The 17,545-nt window shown below is 42.8% G+C and carries 16 protein-coding genes; 14 read left to right on the top strand and 2 right to left on the bottom strand.

Annotation, left to right across the window (positions count from 1 at the left end; all coding sequences use genetic code 11):
* Nucleotides 1–12: 12 nt before the first annotated feature.
* Nucleotides 13–234, bottom strand: coding sequence for a small acid-soluble spore protein SspI (gene sspI, locus NSQ11_RS13170; protein WP_008346010.1), 222 nt, complete (start codon nt 232–234; stop codon nt 13–15).
* 113 nt (nt 235–347) lie between these two features.
* Here sspI and NSQ11_RS13165 point away from each other — a divergent pair, with 113 nt between their 5' ends.
* The 3 genes from NSQ11_RS13165 to pheT all read left to right on the top strand — a co-directional run bounded on the left by NSQ11_RS13165 (nt 348) and on the right by pheT (nt 4,932).
* Nucleotides 348–1,091: an RNA methyltransferase gene (locus NSQ11_RS13165; RefSeq protein ID WP_017358254.1), complete on the top strand. Its 744-nt coding sequence runs from the start codon at nt 348–350 to the stop codon at nt 1,089–1,091.
* 376 nt (nt 1,092–1,467) lie between these two features.
* Nucleotides 1,468–2,502 carry a phenylalanine--tRNA ligase subunit alpha gene (gene pheS / locus NSQ11_RS13160; protein ID WP_008346004.1) on the top strand — a complete coding sequence of 345 codons (1,035 nt, stop codon included), beginning with the start codon at nt 1,468–1,470 and terminating at the stop codon, nt 2,500–2,502.
* A gap of 15 nt (nt 2,503–2,517) precedes the next feature.
* The gene (pheT, locus tag NSQ11_RS13155; protein ID WP_342501124.1) at nt 2,518–4,932 is read left to right on the top strand and encodes a phenylalanine--tRNA ligase subunit beta; all 2,415 of its coding nucleotides are present in this window, start codon (nt 2,518–2,520) and stop codon (nt 4,930–4,932) included.
* A gap of 245 nt (nt 4,933–5,177) precedes the next feature.
* Here pheT and rnhC read toward each other — a convergent pair whose 3' ends face one another.
* Entirely contained in the window at nt 5,178–6,101 is a 924-nt protein-coding gene (gene rnhC / locus NSQ11_RS13150; RefSeq protein WP_035391180.1) for a ribonuclease HIII, read from the bottom strand.
* Between the two features lie 134 nt (nt 6,102–6,235).
* On the opposite strand from rnhC, the gene zapA reads away from it, so the two are divergent.
* From zapA to NSQ11_RS13095, 11 genes are all read left to right on the top strand, one after another.
* Nucleotides 6,236–6,493 carry a cell division protein ZapA gene (gene zapA / locus NSQ11_RS13145; RefSeq protein ID WP_008345998.1) on the top strand — a complete coding sequence of 86 codons (258 nt, stop codon included), beginning with the start codon at nt 6,236–6,238 and terminating at the stop codon, nt 6,491–6,493.
* Nucleotides 6,494–6,500: 7 nt separating this feature from the next.
* Entirely contained in the window at nt 6,501–7,034 is a 534-nt protein-coding gene (locus NSQ11_RS13140) for a CvpA family protein (RefSeq protein WP_025207758.1), read from the top strand.
* Nucleotides 7,035–7,148: 114 nt separating this feature from the next.
* Nucleotides 7,149–8,861, top strand: a complete 1,713-nt coding sequence (gene polX, locus NSQ11_RS13135; RefSeq protein ID WP_035391182.1) for a DNA polymerase/3'-5' exonuclease PolX — start codon at nt 7,149–7,151, stop codon at nt 8,859–8,861.
* A gap of 21 nt (nt 8,862–8,882) precedes the next feature.
* Nucleotides 8,883–11,240: an endonuclease MutS2 gene (locus tag NSQ11_RS13130; RefSeq protein ID WP_046527238.1), complete on the top strand. Its 2,358-nt coding sequence runs from the start codon at nt 8,883–8,885 to the stop codon at nt 11,238–11,240.
* A 14-nt stretch (nt 11,241–11,254) separates the two neighbouring features.
* Entirely contained in the window at nt 11,255–11,659 is a 405-nt protein-coding gene (locus NSQ11_RS13125; RefSeq protein WP_007501637.1) for a DUF350 domain-containing protein, read from the top strand.
* A 162-nt stretch (nt 11,660–11,821) separates the two neighbouring features.
* Complete coding sequence (locus NSQ11_RS13120; RefSeq protein ID WP_017358248.1) at nt 11,822–12,277, top strand: Imm63 family immunity protein; 456 nt, start codon at nt 11,822–11,824, stop codon at nt 12,275–12,277.
* A 100-nt stretch (nt 12,278–12,377) separates the two neighbouring features.
* Complete coding sequence (locus tag NSQ11_RS13115; protein ID WP_342501123.1) at nt 12,378–14,087, top strand: AMP-binding protein; 1,710 nt, start codon at nt 12,378–12,380, stop codon at nt 14,085–14,087.
* Nucleotides 14,088–14,261: 174 nt separating this feature from the next.
* Entirely contained in the window at nt 14,262–14,846 is a 585-nt protein-coding gene (locus tag NSQ11_RS13110) for a TetR/AcrR family transcriptional regulator (RefSeq protein WP_017358246.1), read from the top strand.
* A gap of 25 nt (nt 14,847–14,871) precedes the next feature.
* Nucleotides 14,872–15,651, top strand: a complete 780-nt coding sequence (locus tag NSQ11_RS13105; protein ID WP_017358245.1) for an enoyl-CoA hydratase — start codon at nt 14,872–14,874, stop codon at nt 15,649–15,651.
* Between the two features lie 31 nt (nt 15,652–15,682).
* A complete protein-coding gene (locus NSQ11_RS13100) occupies nt 15,683–16,456 on the top strand; it encodes an electron transfer flavoprotein subunit beta/FixA family protein (RefSeq protein ID WP_035391188.1) in 774 nt (257 codons plus the stop codon).
* Nucleotides 16,457–16,500: 44 nt separating this feature from the next.
* On the top strand, nt 16,501–17,478 hold the full coding sequence (locus tag NSQ11_RS13095; RefSeq protein WP_081114429.1) for an electron transfer flavoprotein subunit alpha/FixB family protein: 978 nt from the start codon (nt 16,501–16,503) through the stop codon (nt 17,476–17,478).
* The last annotated feature ends 67 nt before the right edge of the window (nt 17,479–17,545 follow it).

Here is a 17,545-nt window from a genome sequence, read left to right as displayed (position 1 = left end):
ACCGGCTTCTTGTTATTGCTGATGCTCAGGCTTTAAGCCCTGCTCTAATGTTTCAAGAATTTCATTTTTTTCATCTTCTGATGCCTCTTGCCATAACACCTCAAACAAAACACCAAGCCCTGGTAGCATTTTTTCCTCGCCACTTTGAATCGCATCTAAAATCGTATGCTCAAGCTGCTCTTGATTATGGCCAGTAATGTTTTGAATTACTGCGCCTCTTAAATTAAAATCCATTGCCCACACTCCTTTTTTGATGGTGATAGCCCTATTCTGTCTCAAAGACAGGTTTATTATGTAGTGTGCTTGAGATATAATAAATTCATGATATTTAAAGGAGTTAAAGTCGCTTGAAGTATATAGAATCAGCTAAAAACGCACACATTAAACAATGGAAAAAGCTCCATACAAAAAAAGAACGAACGAAAACAGGGCTATTCCTTGTTGAAGGAAAACACTTAGTAGAAGAAGCATTAAAGAGCGGGGTTGTGAAAGAGTTAATGATCACAACACCTGACATGCTCCCTGCTGACATCGAGCCTGACATTGAGCTGTATGAATTAAGTGAAGAGGCTTTTACTGCGATGACGGAAACGGAAACACCTCAGCAAATCGCAGCGGTTTGTACAATTCCTGTATTTGAGGAGAAAAAGTATGAACGAATGCTTCTGTTAGATGCAGTGCAGGATCCGGGGAATTTAGGCACACTCATTCGGACAGCAGATGCAGCGGGGCTTGATGCTGTGGTCCTAGGGGATGGAACCGTTGATGCGTTTAACGGAAAAACGCTCCGTTCAGCACAAGGGTCTCATTTTCACCTGCCTATCTTAAAACAAACACTACAACAGACAATTCCAGCATTAAAGGCGCAAGGTATACCTGTATATGGCACTGCTTTAAAAAATGCGAAAGAGTATAGACACATAGCATCAGAAGGTCCATTTGCGTTAATTGTAGGCAACGAGGGAGCAGGTATTGATCCAGAGATTCTTCAAATGACAGATCAAAATTTATATGTTCCAATGTACGGACAAGCGGAATCATTAAATGTGGCTGTGGCAGCAGCGGTTCTTGTCTATCATTTGCGCGGATAGTGTTGCATCACGTCCTATTTTTCACTATAATGAAACTAATATTTTAAAAACCATGATAGAGGAAGATTGTTTCACGAAGCGTCCTATTAGGGAGAATGCATCGTAGACTGAAAGTGCATTTAAGGAATGCTGAAACAGGAATTCACCTCTGGAGTTGTCACCGGGACCGCAGGTTTTGCGTAAAGGTGGACCGGATTCGTTTGATTCCGTTATGTCAATGAAGCTTATTCGCACATGTATTTGTGCTTAACAAGGGTGGTACCGCGACCACAACTCGTCCCTTCTTTTTTGGAGGGGCGGGTTTTTTTATTGTCTTCAAACAATCAAACACCCGTTTATTCAGACGGTTTTGTATATTAAAAGGAGGATGACACTCATGCAAGAAACGTTAAAACAGCTTGAAACAGAAGCGATAGCGAAGGTAGAAGCAGCCAGCTCGCTCAAAGAAGTCAATGACATTCGTGTTCAATATTTAGGGAAAAAAGGTCCGATTACAGAAGTGCTGCGCGGAATGGGCAAGCTTTCCGCTGAAGAAAGACCAAAAATGGGCGCACTTGCAAATGAAGTGAGAGAGCAGATTGCTGGTGCCATTGCTGAAAAAAATGAGCAGCTAGAAGCAGAAGAAGTGAAAAAGAAACTGGCTTCTCAAACCATTGATGTCACATTGCCAGCAAGTCCGATCAAAATCGGGGCAAGACATCCATTAACGATTGTCGTAGAAGATATTGAAGATTTATTTATCGGCATGGGCTATACCGTTGAAGAGGGCCCAGAGGTGGAAACAGATTACTATAACTTTGAAGCGCTCAATCTTCCAAAAGAACACCCTGCACGTGATATGCAGGACAGCTTCTATATTACTGAAGACACACTCATGAGAACACAAACATCACCCGTTCAAGCACGTACACTTGAGAAATATAAAGGCCAAGGTCCTGTGAAGATCATCTGTCCTGGTAAGGTATATAGACGTGACAGCGATGATGCCACTCACTCCCATCAATTCATGCAGATTGAAGGACTTGTGGTAGATCACAATATTAGCATGAGTGACCTCAAAGGAACGCTTGAGACAGTCGCAAGAAAAATGTTTGGGGAAGATCGTGAAATTAGACTGCGCCCAAGCTTTTTCCCATTCACAGAACCTTCCGTTGAAGTTGATGTGTCATGCTTTAAATGCGGCGGGAAAGGCTGTTCCGTATGTAAAGGAACAGGCTGGATTGAAATTTTAGGTGCAGGAATGGTTCACCCGAATGTATTAAAAATGAGCGGATTTGATCCAGATACTTACCAAGGCTTTGCTTTTGGAATGGGTGTTGAACGTATTGCGATGCTGAAATACGGCATAGATGACATTCGTCATTTCTACACAAATGATATTAGATTCACGAAGCAATTTAAGCAGGACTAAGAGGAGGAAATCAACATGTTTGTTTCATATAAATGGTTAGAGGACTATGTCGATTTAGAAGGCATTCAGCCGGATGAATTAGCAGAGAAAATCACAAGAAGCGGAATTGAAGTGGAAGCCGTTGAGTATAAAGGCGAAGGCATCAAAGGTGTTGTCGTTGGACACGTCATTGAACGTGAACAGCATCCGAATGCGGATAAATTAAACAAATGTCTTGTTGATATCGGCGAAGACGCACCGGTGCAAATTATATGCGGGGCTCCAAATGTGGATAAAGGACAGCATGTGGCTGTCGCAACGGTTGGTGCAGTCCTTCCTGGAAACTTTAAAATTAAAAAAGCAAAACTACGCGGTGAAGAGTCTCATGGCATGATTTGTTCTCTGCAAGATTTAGGCGTAGAGAGCAAGCTCGTACCAAAAGAATATGCAGAAGGCATCTTTGTTTTCCCGAATGACGTGAAACCAGGAGATGATGCCCTTCAAGCGCTTCAATTAGATGACGCGGTACTTGAGCTTGGCTTAACACCAAACCGTGCCGATGCCCTTAATATGCTAGGTGTCGCTTATGAGGTTGCCGCCATTTTAGGGAGAGACATCAAGCTTCCTGATACAGCGCATGAAACTTCTTCTGAAAAAGCAGCAGACTATATTTCTGTTAAAATTGAGGATCAAGAAGCGAATCCACTTTATGCAGCGAAGATCATTAAAAATGTAAAGATTGGACCAGCACCACTTTGGATGCAAACAAGATTGATGAATGCAGGTATCCGCCCAATTAACAACGTCGTGGATATTACGAATTTTGTCTTACTTGAATACGGTCAACCACTACATGCCTTTGATTATGACCGGTTTGGTTCAAAGCAGGTGGTTGTACGTAAAGCGGCTGAAAATGAAATGATTCAAACTCTGGATGAACAAGAACGTACATTGTCTTCGAAGCATCTTGTCATTACAAATGGCACAAAAGCGCATGCTGTTGCAGGTGTCATGGGCGGTTTTGAATCAGAGGTGCGTGATGAGACGACAACGATTCTTTTAGAAGCGGCATATTTCAACGGTCAAACCGTCCGTCAAGCATCTAGAGACTTAGGGCTTCGCAGTGAATCAAGCACACGATTTGAAAAAGGGCTCGATCCGCAGCGGACGAAATCAGCAGCCGAAAGAGCAGCGCAATTGATCAGTATGTATGCAGGCGGCGAAGTGCTAAGTGGTACAGTTGAGGAAAACCACCTTGAAACAAGTATGAATGTCATCCACGTATCAACTGAGCGTGTGAACAAGGTGCTTGGTATGAGCATTTCAAAAGAAGATATGATTCAGATTTTCAACAAACTAGGCTTTACTGTGGGCGAATCAAATGATGTGCTTGTTGTAACGGTTCCTTCCCGTAGAATGGATATTACGATTGAAGAGGACCTCATTGAAGAAGTCGCGAGATTATACGGCTACGACAATATTCCATCTACACTCCCTGCGACAGCTGGTACCGTTGGTGGTCTTACGCCATACCAAGTGAAGCGCAGAAAGGTGAGACGTTTCTTAGAGGGCGCAGGGCTTTCTCAAGCGATTACGTATTCATTAACGAATCAGCATAAGTCCACAGCCTTTGCTTTAAATCCAGCTTATCAAACAAGACTTTCCTTGCCGATGAGTGAGGAACGAAGTGTGCTGAGACAAAGCCTTCTGCCAAACTTACTTGATTCTGTCGCATATAACTTAGCAAGACAAGCTGATTCTTTTGCCTTTTACGAAACAGGTTCTGTTTTCTTAGCGGAAACGGAAGGCGCAAAACCAGTAGAGAAAGAGCATGTGGCAGGTGCGTTAACAGGTCTTTGGCATAAAAATCTTTGGCAGGGCGAGAAAAAAGCTGTCGATTTTTATGTAGCGAAGGGTATTGCAGAAGGGCTGTTTGAAAAGCTTGGTGTATCAGGAGAGATCACGTATGTTCAAGCAGAGCGTGAGGGCCTTCACCCAGGACGTACAGCTGATGTTCATTTAAATGGAAAAGTGATTGGCTTTGTAGCTGCACTTCATCCATTAGTGGAAAAGGAATTAGATTTAAAAGAAACGTATGTATTTGAATTTGATTTAACAGATGTAATGACGTCTGAAACAGAGGATATGAAATATACGGCTATTCCGAGATTCCCAGCAGTGACAAGAGACATCGCACTTGTCGTCGATCAGCATATTTCAAGCGGACAGCTGGAGCAAGTCATTTATGAAGCTGGCGGCCAATTGCTCACAGACCTTTCCGTCTTTGATGTGTATGAGGGTGAGCATATGGAAGAAGGCAAGAAATCTGTTGCATTCTCTCTGCAATATTTAAACCCAGAACAAACGTTGACCGAGGAAGAAGTCACGGCTGTTCATACAAACGTATTGAAAGCATTAGAAGATACGTATCAAGCCGTCTTGCGCGGATAATAAAAAGAGCTATCGCTTTATGGGCGATAGCTCTTAGCGTGTAGACAAACCCTCGCATTCTTTGTCAGTCCTGCGCGCTGGTACTCACGAATGTCAAATTCGCTCTGTGCCAGTGCTCGTCCTTCCTAGACTGCAAAGGTTTTCTATCACGCTGAAAAGAAGACAAAGGGCTAAAATCAAGTTCATTTTAGCCCTTTGTCAACAATCTGAGAGCTATCGCTTTATGGGCGATAGCTCTTTTTTAATTATAACCATTTTTTCGCTTTTTGGGTGTTGGCAAAATGAAGTTTTGTAAATTGGCGTAAAGCCTCTTCGCCGTGCTGTTTCATCAGCTTTGCTGCCGCTTTGTCAACATGCGGACCGGCTCCTTTTGGAATGTCAAAGCCCGCTGCTTTTGATAATTTATCCATTTCAATTAAAAAAGCATACCTTGCAATAATAGAAGCTGCAGCAACCGATAAGTGGATGCCTTCTGCTTTCGTACTAAAATATGTACGCTCCCGAATGATCTTTTTCCCCGCAAGGTGCCTGAAATAAATGCCTGGTTCGGCAAATTGGTCAATGAGAATGGCTTCTGGTTTCTTGCCATCCAGTTTTTCTAGCACGGAGGTGATGACTTGGTTATGAAGCAGTGCCTTCATTTTCCCTTGGCTCATGCCCTTTTCTTGCATCGCATTGTATTTTTCATTCCGAAGCACGAGAAGGCTGAACGGGATGGTTTTGATCAAGTCTTTGGCAATGTTGATAATCTGCGGATCTTTTAGTCCTTTTGAGTCTTTCACCCCGAGCTCTTTCATGAGAGCAAGCTGACTGGAATCAACATAAGCCGCACAGACCGTAATGGGTCCAAAATAATCGCCAGTACCGACCTCATCTGAGCCAATAACCGACATGGAAGCGATGCCGGGTGGTGGGCTGTACTGTGTGATGGATGGTGTTTTTTTGCTTTTTGTTTCAGCTGCTTGTAAATGGTTGAACTGACTCGCTTCAGCTTCTGCCTTTTGTCCTTGGAACAGCACTTTTCCAGATTTGTAAGCTGTAATCGTACAGCCGGGAACCTTTGCTTGAAATAGAGCGCCTGGCGGCAAAGTGTCAGTTAAATGCTGAGCGTACACGCTCTTCATTTTTTTCATGTCTTCTGATGTTGCTTTTAAGACGGATTGGGGCACAGTGGATAACTCCTTTTTACCTTGATATCATTGATTTCTAAAGTGTACCATAACAGGGAAGGGCTCGTCTTTCCATTCAATGTCTAAACATGTTATGATAGAGACTAGGATTCTCGTGGAATGGAGGAGAAACGTTGTCTGACGGCGGTAAAACGAAAACAACAGTTGAGATTTACGGACAGTCCTATACGATCATCGGTCAAGAAACGAAGATGCATATGCGACATGTTGCTTCAATTGTTGATGATAAAATGAGAGAAATCAATGAAAAAAATCCATACCTTGATATAAACAAATTAGCTGTACTGACAGCAGTCAATGTCGTCCACGACTACTTGAAATTAAAAGAGCAATACGAAAAACTAGAGCTTCATCTAAAAGAAAAGGAATGAAATTACCGTGATCGATATCATCATTTTGTTTTTGCTTCTTATGGGAACGCTTGTCGGTCTAAAACGCGGGTTTATTCTTCAATTTATTAAATTGATTAGCTTTGTTGTTTCTATTTTAGTGGCTTCTCTGTTTTATCAGTCACTTGCACCACAGCTTACGTGGATTCCAGCACCTAATTTTAGCGGCGGTCAAGCGCAGCTTGCTTTCTTTAGTGGGAATCTAGAAACAGCTTATTATAATACCATTGCGTTTATCATTCTGTTTATCTTGACCAAAATCCTGCTCGCTATCATCGGCGGATTGCTCACAACCATTGCAAGTATCCCTGTGATTAAACAGGTCAACAAACTGCTTGGCGCTGTTTTAGGATTTCTTGAAACCTATCTATTTGTGTTTATTCTATTGTTTGTGGCCGCATTACTTCCAGTCGATGCGCTTCAAACGATGATGAGCAAATCAATGTTAGCAGATGTGATCGTAAATAGCACCCCTTACCTGTCCGGTCTTGTCAAAGACCTCTGGTCGACGTATGGAGTTTAAGAACTTCTCCTTTCTTGGAGAAGTTTTTTCTCATTCCATGACAGAAAGTTGTCGGATGAAGGGAAAGTTTGTATATTTATATAGGAAGATGCCAAAGCGGCTGGAGGATGAGAGATGAATAAAAAAGATATTATCAAACTTCTTGAAACAATTGCAGTTTATATGGAGCTAAAAGGAGATAATCCTTTTAAAATTTCTGCCTTTCGTAAAGCAGCTGCGGCACTGGAACAAGATGACCGCAGTCTTTCTCAAATAGATGACCTATTAGCATTACCCGGCATTGGAAAAGGAACCTTTGCTGTGATCACAGAGTATATCGAAAAAGGACAGTCTGAAACACTCGAACAATTAAAAAAAGAAGTGCCTGAAGGACTTGTCCCGCTCTTAAAATTGCAAGGACTCGGCGGGAAGAAGATTGCTAAGCTCTACCAAGAGCTTGGTGTTCACGATGCACAGTCGTTAAAAGAAGCATGTGAAGCGGAAAAAGTACAAACGCTTGCTGGGTTTGGCAAAAAAACAGAAGAAAAGATTCTTGCCGCTCTTGAGGAGGCGGGAAAGCAGCCAGAACGACTGCCAATTGGCTTTGCATTAGATGTGGCAGAGCGAATTGATGATGCGCTGGAACAGATGGAGGGAATCATCCGTTTTTCAAGAGCGGGCAGTTTAAGACGTGCGCGTGAAACGGTTAAAGATTTAGATTACATCATTGCGACTGATAACCCTGAACAAGTGAGAGAACAACTTGTTGCTCTTGATGATGTCAAAGATGTCATTGCGAGCGGTGATACGAAGGTATCTGTCATGCTTGCACTTGATTTTGAAATCAGTGTAGATTTCCGGCTTGTGACAACAGACCAATTTGCAACAACGCTGCACCATTTCACTGGCTCAAAAGATCATAACATTCGTATGCGACAGCTTGCGAAGGAGCGCGGTGAGCGTATTAGTGAATATGGGGTTGAAACGATCGAAACTGGGGATGTGAAAACATTTGAAGACGAAAGCGCTTTTTATGCACATTTCCAACTTCCGCTCATTCCGCCAGAAATTCGTGAAACCGGAGCAGAGATTGATTCGTATAAAGAAAGTATGCAATTTGTAGAACGAAAAGATATCAAAGGCGATCTTCATATGCACTCGACATGGAGTGATGGCGCCTTTTCTATTCGCGAAATGGCAGAGGCATGTATCGCAAAAGGCTATGAATACATGGCGATCACAGACCACTCACAATATTTAAAAGTAGCAAACGGTTTAACAAAAGAACGTTTGCGTTTGCAAGCAAAAGAAATTGACAAGCTGAATCAAGAATTCGAACATTTTCACATTTTCAAAGGGGTCGAAATGGATATTCTGCCGGATGGATCGTTAGATTATGATGATGACTTTCTAGCAGACATGGATTTTGTCATTGCGTCTATTCATTCTAGCTTCTCTCAGCCGGAGGAAGTCATTATGGAGCGCCTAGAAAATGCCTTGAATAATCAGCATGTGGATTTAATTGCCCATCCAACTGGCCGTTTGATCGGTAGACGAGACGGCTATGCTTTAAATATTGATCAGCTCATAGAGCTTGCGAAAAAAACGGGCACTGCACTGGAACTCAACAGCAACCCGTCAAGACTGGATTTAAAAACAGAGCATTTAATGAAAGCAAACGAAGCGGGTGTGAACATCATGATCAACACAGATGCACACAACATCGCCATGCTCGATCATATGGACGTCGGTGTCACAGCTGCAAGAAAGGGCTGGACACCAAAAGCAAATGTCGTGAATACATTTTCACTCAATGAGATGAAAAAGTTTTTAACGCGTGACAGGTAGTCGTTAGGAGGCTGGACCATGCTGCAACAAAAAGTGTTAGCATCATTAGAATTTCATAAAGTAAAAGAAAAAGTCATGTCCTATACTGCTTCGACTTTAGGGAAAGAAAAAGCGCAGGACTTAATACCACTCACAGATATCGAGAGCATTCAGCATCTGCTAGAAGAGGTAGCAGAAGCGCAAGATGTGATTCGTTTAAAAGGATCTGCGCCATTTGGCGGGTTAACGGATATTAGACGAGGCGTCAAACGAGCAGAAATAGGCAGTATATTAAGCCCTTCTGAGCTGATGGAAATTGCGGCGCTGTTATATACCACAAAAAACATGAAGCACTTTCTCGCCTCTATGTATGAGGACGGAGTAGAGATACCCCGTCTTCATACATATGCAGAATCGCTGATTTTACTGCCAGACGTGAGAAAAGAAATCGAAAGCTGTATTGGTGACAATGGAGAAGTGCTTGATCACGCAACGCCAGCCCTCCGCACCATACGAACGCAGTTACGATCACTAGAATCAAAAGTGCGAGATAAATTAGAATCAATGATTCGTTCACAATCTGCCACGAAAATGCTGTCAGACACCATTGTGACCATTCGTAATGATCGGTTTGTCATTCCCGTAAAACAAGAGTACCGCTCGAATTATGGAGGGATTGTTCACGATCAATCTTCTTCAGGCGCAACTCTTTTTATTGAGCCGCAGGTGGTCGTGGATTTAAATAACACCTTGCAGCAAACTCGCCTAAAAGAAAAGCAAGAGATTGAAAAGATTTTGCAAATGCTAACAGCGAGTGTGTCAGAGCACATTGATGAATTGCTTCATAATGTGAATGAACTTCAGACATTAGATTTTATTTTCGCCAAAGCCAAATATGCAAAAGCAGAAAAAGCCACAAAACCTACTGTGAATAACCAAGGGGAGATTTATTTAAAACGGGCAAGACATCCCCTATTGCCACGAGATCAGGTTGTGGCAAATGATATTGAGCTAGGCAAAGATTTTTCTACGATCGTCATCACAGGTCCAAATACAGGCGGTAAGACCGTCACTTTAAAAACACTTGGACTTCTTACGCTGATGACGCAGGCAGGTCTTCATATTCCAGTCGAAGAAGGATCAGAAGTGGCTGTATTCGATCAAGTCTTTGCTGATATTGGAGACGAGCAGTCTATTGAACAGAGCTTGAGTACATTCTCATCTCATATGGTCAATATTGTGGATATCTTAAAGCATTTGACGTCTAATTCACTCGTGTTATTTGATGAATTAGGTGCGGGGACAGATCCTGCTGAAGGTGCAGCACTTGCGATGAGCATCTTAGATGAAGTTCATCAAACAAATGCGCGCGTCATCGCAACGACTCACTATCCTGAGCTGAAGGCATACGGATATAACCGAGAAGGCGTCACAAATGCGAGTGTAGAGTTTGATATTGAAACCTTATCCCCCACATATCGCTTGCTCATCGGGGTGCCGGGACGAAGTAATGCATTTGAAATTTCCAAGCGTCTAGGACTGCCTCATCATTTAATTGATCGTGCAAAAGCAGATATGCACGCAGAACATAATGAAGTCGATCAGATGATTGCTTCGTTAGAAGACAGCAAAAAACAAGCAGAAGAAGAACTGCATGAGACGGAATTCTATAGAAAAGAAGCAGAGAAGCTCCATAAAGAATTGCAAAAACAAATCCTTGAATGGAATGAACAAAAGGACAAACTGCTGGAAGAAGCTGAACAAAAAGCGGCAGAAAAAATTGAACAAGCAACAAAAGAAGCAGAAGAGATTATTCAAGAGCTTCGGTCCATTAAAAGTGAGCATCGTTCATTCAAAGAACATGAACTCATTGATGCGAGAAAGCGTCTTGAAGAAGCTGTCCCTGAGTTTGACCGTAAGAAAAAACCAGAGCCAGTGAAAAAAGCAGCAAGACAGCTAAAGCCAGGCGATGAAGTCAAAGTGCTGACGTTTGGCCAAAAAGGAACGCTCATCGAACAAACGGGTAACAAAGAATGGAGTGTCCAAATGGGCATTCTAAAAATGAAAGTAAAAGAAAAAGATATGGAATTTATCAAATCAGCACCGGAATTTAAGCAAGAGAAAGCCATCACGGCGGTCAAAGGAAAAGACTATCATGTATCACTTGAGCTTGATTTAAGAGGAGAGCGCTATGAGAATGCCTTAAGCAGAGTCGAGAAATACTTAGATGATGCCGTCTTAGCTGGCTATCCGCGTGTGTCGATCATTCACGGTAAAGGCACTGGCGCCTTGAGAAAAGGGGTCCAGGAATTATTAAAACAGCACCGTAGTGTAAAAAATGCTCGTTTTGGAGAACAAGGCGAGGGAGGATCAGGCGTCACCATCGTCGAATTAAAGTAAAAAGGAGAAAACGCATGAAAGCCTTTTGGGAAAATGAACTTGTGGAAATTGCCGCCTATTACAGCGTGGCCGTCCTATGTCTTGTCTTATTTCTGACCATATTTGAACTCGTGACCTCCTATAAAAACTGGGAAGAGATTCAGCGGGGGAACTTAGCTGTTGCTATGGCAACCGGCGGGAAGATTTTTGGGATTGCCAATGTCTTTCAGCATTCCATCGCCCAGCACAACTCGCTTCTTCAAATGGTCGGATGGGGCGTATACGGCTTTGTGATGCTGCTCGTCAGCTATTTCATTTTTGAATTTTTAACACCACGATTTAAAGTAGACAAAGAGATTGAGAATGATAATAGAGCGGTCGGGTTTATTTCACTCATTATTTCTGTTGGGCTGTCTTATGTAGTAGCAGCCGGCATTTAAGGAGACGACATGGAAAAACTAGCCAAAGTATTAATTGTAGTTGCCTGCACTTTTGCGGTTATTGGTGCCGTTTACATGTTCCTGTAAAATGAAGAATACATTCTAGAAAGCTGTCAGGGAAAACCTTGACAGCTTTTCACTCATCAAAGGCGGCGAATCAGAATGAATCAAATCTTGCAAAAAGACGAACTCATAAAGCGCATTGACAGTTGTCTCAAAAAGACATCTCTTCCCCAAGACATATATGAACCGTATATTGCACGTCCTTTTCAAACGACTGGTTTTTTTGATGATTTGAGCCCCTATATTGAAATTGATCCAGCCGGCTATTTTCTTATTCAATATGAACGAGGGATTAAAGTGCTTCATAAAAGAACAAAAGAGGCGGATGAAGTCATTTATTGGATTTTAGAAGACACCATCTTTCTAACTGTGTATCTAGACATGATGAGACAATATCAAGTGGACAACATCCACACACATTTACCTAATGACCCTAGTATCCATAAACAGATCGTGGAGAGAGTCCATGAGTCATTTCGTGCGATCGGTGGATTATACGAAAAGTGGCATCATGAAGGGAAAAGAGCCTCTATAGAAACACCGGCGAAAAAATGAAGATGTGTCATGGAACGAGCTCGATTTGAAAAAAGCAAACAGCCATAAGGAAAAGTTTGCTATAATAAAATAGTACGAAAGTTCAGGAAGGAGGGTTTTTATGCAGTCAGATAAACGTTGGCTTCTGCATTACCCGAATCAAATTCCCCACGAACTCACCATCCCAAATGAAACGTTGCAATCTTACTTATTCAGCTCCGCAGAGGCAGCACCTGAGCATACAGCCATTCATTTTTTAGGAAAAAACATCACCTACCAGCAGTTACAAGAAGATGCACTGAAATTAGCCAGTCACTTGATTGACATCGGTGTCAAAAAAGGCGACAGAGTAGCGATTATGCTGCCAAACTGCCCGCAATCGGTGATTTCTTATTATGCGGTTTTAATAGCAGGCGGCATTGTCGTTCAAACCAATCCGCTTTATACGGAGAAAGAACTGGAATATCAAATGGAGGACAGTGGCTCTAAGGTGCTGATCACTCTCGATCTACTGTATCCAAAGGTCTATAAAATGAAAGCGCTGACAAGTATGGAACATTTGATCGTCACGAAATTACAAGATTACTTGCCATTTCCGAAAAACATATTGTTTCCGATTGTCCAGCGAAGGAAAAACAACATGGTCATCCAAGTGGAGAAGAGTGAGACCATTCATCGTTTCTCACAGATCATGAAAGAATCGTCAGGAGAACGGATTCCGCAAATATCCTTTCAACCGAAAGAGGATGTCGCAGTTTTGCAATATACAGGCGGAACGACCGGTTTACCAAAAGGGGTTATGCTCACACACGAAAATATAGTAGCCAATACAGAAATGTGTACATCCTGGATGTATAAAACGAACCGCGGAAAAGAGCGGATTCTTGGAATCATTCCGTTCTTTCATGTATACGGCATGACGACCGTGCTAAACCTTGCAGTCAAAGAAGGTCATCAAATGATTCTTCTTCCGCGTTTTGATGCAGCGGATGCCTTGAAGACCATTGAAAAACAGAAACCGACGCTGTTCCCAGGAGCACCAACGATGTATATTGCCCTGCTTCATCATCCGAATATTGAAAAGTATGACCTATCATCCATCACCGCATGCTTAAGCGGATCGGCCGCTCTTCCTGTTGAAGTCAAACAGAGTTTTGAAAAACTAACAGGAGGAAGGCTGGTGGAGGGATATGGACTTTCAGAAACTTCTCCTGTCACTCATGCCAATTTCTTATGGGGAGCGAACAAAATAGGAAGTATCGGGTGCCCTTGGCCGAATACAGATGCCGGTATTTATTGTGAAGAAACGGGTGGACTCAAAGCGCCATATGAGCACGGAGAGATTATCGTCAAAGGTCCTCAAATCATGAAAGGGTACTGGAATCAGCCGGATGAGACAGCGGCAGTGTTAAGAGACGGCTGGTTTTTCACAGGAGACATTGGGTATATGGATGAGGATGGTTTTTTCTATATCGTAGACCGGAAAAAAGATGTCATCATCGCGAGCGGCTATAATATTTACCCAAGAGAGGTTGAAGAAGCCCTTTATGAGCATGAGCTTGTACAAGAAGTGGTTGTGGCGGGTATTCCTGATCCGTATAGAGGGGAAACAGTAAAAGCCTTTGTTGTCCCGAAAAAGGATGCCTATGTAACAGAGGATGAACTGGATCGTTTTGTTAGAACAAGAATTGCCTCATTTAAAGTGCCGCGTGTCTACGAATTTAAGGAATCACTGCCTAAAACGGCTGTAGGGAAAATCTTGCGCAGAGTGTTAATTGAAGAAGAAAAAAGAAAGCAATCATCTTCAACAGAAGAACCAGTCGATCAATGAGAGAATGAACCAGCATCATCCGGTCAAGCGGCCGGATGATTTGAATTGTACGTGTCTGCTCTGGTATGCTAAAGGTTGAAAAGAAAGAAGAACATCACTTGACAAATCACTCGTTTCTTTTTAACATAAAGTTATGAATGAATGCTCATTCAATTTAGAAAGGGACGAAGCACATTGAAGCAGAAAAGACCGAAGTACATGCAAATTATTGATGCAGCCGTTGTGGTGATTGCAGAGAACGGCTACCATCAATCACAAGTTTCAAAGATTGCCAAACAAGCAGGAGTAGCAGACGGAACCATTTATCTCTATTTCAAAAACAAAGAGGATATTCTGATCTCGTTGTTTAAAGAAAAAATGGGACAATTCATCGAACGGATGGAAACAGATATTCAAAAGAAACCGTCTGCGAAAGAAAAGCTTCTTCTCCTCATTCGAGAACACTTTCGCCTGCTATCGCAAGACCATCATTTGGCCCTTGTGACACAGCTTGAACTCAGGCAGTCAAACCTTGAACTGCGCCAAAAAATCAATGAGGTGCTGAAAGGGTATTTAAATATGCTAGACTCCATTTTAACCGAGGGAAAGAAGACAGGAGAATTTAGACAAAATCTAGATGTCCGCTTAGCGAGACAAATGGTATTTGGGACGATTGATGAAACCGCTACAACATGGGTCATGAATGATCAAAAGTATGACCTGCCAGCACTCGCAGAAAGTGTACATGATCTTCTCTTAAACGGAATACATCAATCTTAAAGACAATTGAAAAAGGATGATTGACATGGAAAAAATACTTAGCTTACACCAAGACGAACAGACAGCACTCATCACGATTCAACACCCGCCTGCAAATGCCTTATCCTCTCAGCTTCTCACTGAACTCAACGACATGTTTGATCAGCTTGAACAAAACAGTGAAGTGAGAGCTATTGTCATTCATGGAGAAGGTAGATTTTTCTCAGCAGGTGCTGATATTAAAGAATTTACGACCTTGCAGGAAGAGTCTGATTATGCCAGCCTTGCAGACAGAGGACAGCAAGTGTTTGAACGAATTGAACAATGTCCAAAACCGGTGATTGCTTCCATTCACGGGGCAGCATTAGGCGGCGGGCTTGAGCTGGCGATGTCGTGTGATATTCGAATCGCAACAAAAGATGCAAAGCTGGGACTGCCGGAATTAAATCTCGGTATTATCCCAGGATTCGGCGGAACGCAGCGCCTGCCTCGCTACGTTGGATCAGCTAAAGCACTTGAAATGATGGGAACAGCTGAGCCGATTACAGGAGAAGAAGCATTTGCCTGCGGACTTGTTTCAAAACTTGCGGAAACAGAGGAAGAAGCGCTGGAAACAGCGAAAACATTGGCGGCGAAATTTGCAGCGAAAAGCCCTAAAACGCTTGAGTATGTGCTTGAGTTATTGAATGCGACAAAAGTGTACTCATATGATGGCGGAATGAAGCTGGAAGCCAAAAAGTTTGCTGAGGTGTTCCAGTCGAATGATGCCAAAGAAGGCATCCAAGCTTTTATCGAAAAGCGTAAACCGAATTTTAAAGGGGAATAAGGGATTAGTACGACACAAGGGGGAGAAATGAATGAATATTTTTGTTTTAATGAAGCGTACGTTTGACACGGAAGAGAAAATCTCTATTCAGTCTGGTGCTATTCAAGAAGATGGGGCAGAGTTCATTATTAATCCTTATGATGAGTACGCAATTGAAGAAGCGATTCAGCTTCGGGATGAGCACGGGGGAGAAGTAACGGTCGTGACAGTTGGCAATGAAGATGCGGAGAAACAGCTTAGAACAGCACTTGCAATGGGCTGCGATCAAGCCGTTTTATTAAATGTTGAAGATGATTTGGAGGAGTGGGATCAGTTTTCCGCTTCTACGATTCTATATCACTATTTCAAGGATAAAGAAGCTTCCTTGATCTTAGCAGGGAATGTAGCGATTGACGGCGGATCTGGACAGGTGGCCCCGCGTCTTGCTGAATTACTCGGCTTTCCATATGTCACAACCATTACAAGTATTCAAATCGACGGCGGCTCAGCTTCAATTGAGCGAGATGCAGAGGGTGATGTGGAAGTGATTTCTGCCGAGCTCCCGCTAGTGGTCACCGCGCAGCAAGGTCTCAATGAGCCTCGTTATCCATCGTTACCAGGCATCATGAAGGCAAAGAAAAAGCCTTTAGAAGAATTAGAATTAGACGATCTAGATCTAGATGAAGACGATGTGCCATATAAAATCAAAACAATTGAACGTTTCTTACCGGAGAAAAAAGAGGGTGGCAAGGTGCTGAGCGGCGAGCTTCAGGATCAGGTCAAGGAACTGACAGACCTGCTAAGAAATGAAGCAAAAGTCATCTAAACATCCACTTTACGATATCACGAGAACAAGGGGGAGCTTAAAGGATGAGTAAAAAAGTTGTTGTACTTGGAGAAAGTCGTGACGGTAAATTAAGAAATGTGACGTTTGAAGCGATTGCTGCCGCTCACGAGGTGGCTGATGGCGGTGAAGTGATTGGCGTTTTAATAGGGGATCACGTCAAAGATCAAGCGGATGAACTGCTTTATTATGGAGCGGATCATGTGATGATCGTCGAGCACCCGCATCTTTCTTGTTATACGTCTGATGGTTTTGCGCAGGCGCTTCAAGCAATATTAGATCAAGTCAATCCTGATGCAGTGCTCTTCGGTCATACATCGATCGGAAAAGACTTGTCACCAAAAATAGCTGCACGCCTGCAAACAGGCTTAATTTCAGATGCAATAGATGTAAGCGTTACCGGTGAACACCTTGTTTTCACTAGACCGATTTATTCAGGAAAAGCTTTTGAAAAAGTCATTTCAACAGATCGTCTGCTTTTGGCTACTATCCGTCCAAACAACGTGGCACCGCTGGAGCGTGATGCGTCACGCAGCGGAGAAGTGACGCCAGTTTCTGTCGATATTCAAAACCTAAGAACGATCGTGAAGGAAGTCATTAAAAAAACATCAGAAGGTGTAGATTTATCTGAAGCGAAGGTCATTGTCGCAGGAGGCAGGGGGGTCAAGAGCAAAGAAGGCTTTGAACCGCTGAAAGAACTTGCCCAAACGCTTGGCGCAGCAGTCGGTGCCTCGCGTGGTGCATGTGACGCTGACTACTGCGATTATGCCCTGCAAATTGGTCAAACCGGTAAAGTCGTCACACCTGACCTTTACATTGCCTGCGGGATTTCAGGGGCTATTCAGCATTTAGCCGGTATGTCCAACAGTAAAGTCATTGTTGCGATCAATAAAGACCCAGAAGCTGAAATCTTCAAAATTGCCGATTACGGTATAGTTGGTGACTTATTCGAAGTCGTTCCGCTTTTAAATGAAGAGTTAAAAAAGATGAATATCCATTCTTAACGCTCATACACTCAGAATGCCTAGGTATTCTGGGTTTTTTTGTATGTTATCACGAAACAAAGGAGCG

It is taken from the genome of Bacillus sp. FSL W7-1582 (assembly GCF_038593325.1).
GTDB classification, from domain to species: domain Bacteria; phylum Bacillota; class Bacilli; order Bacillales; family Bacillaceae; genus Bacillus; species Bacillus altitudinis.
This window is presented reverse-complemented; position numbering and strand designations above follow the sequence as displayed.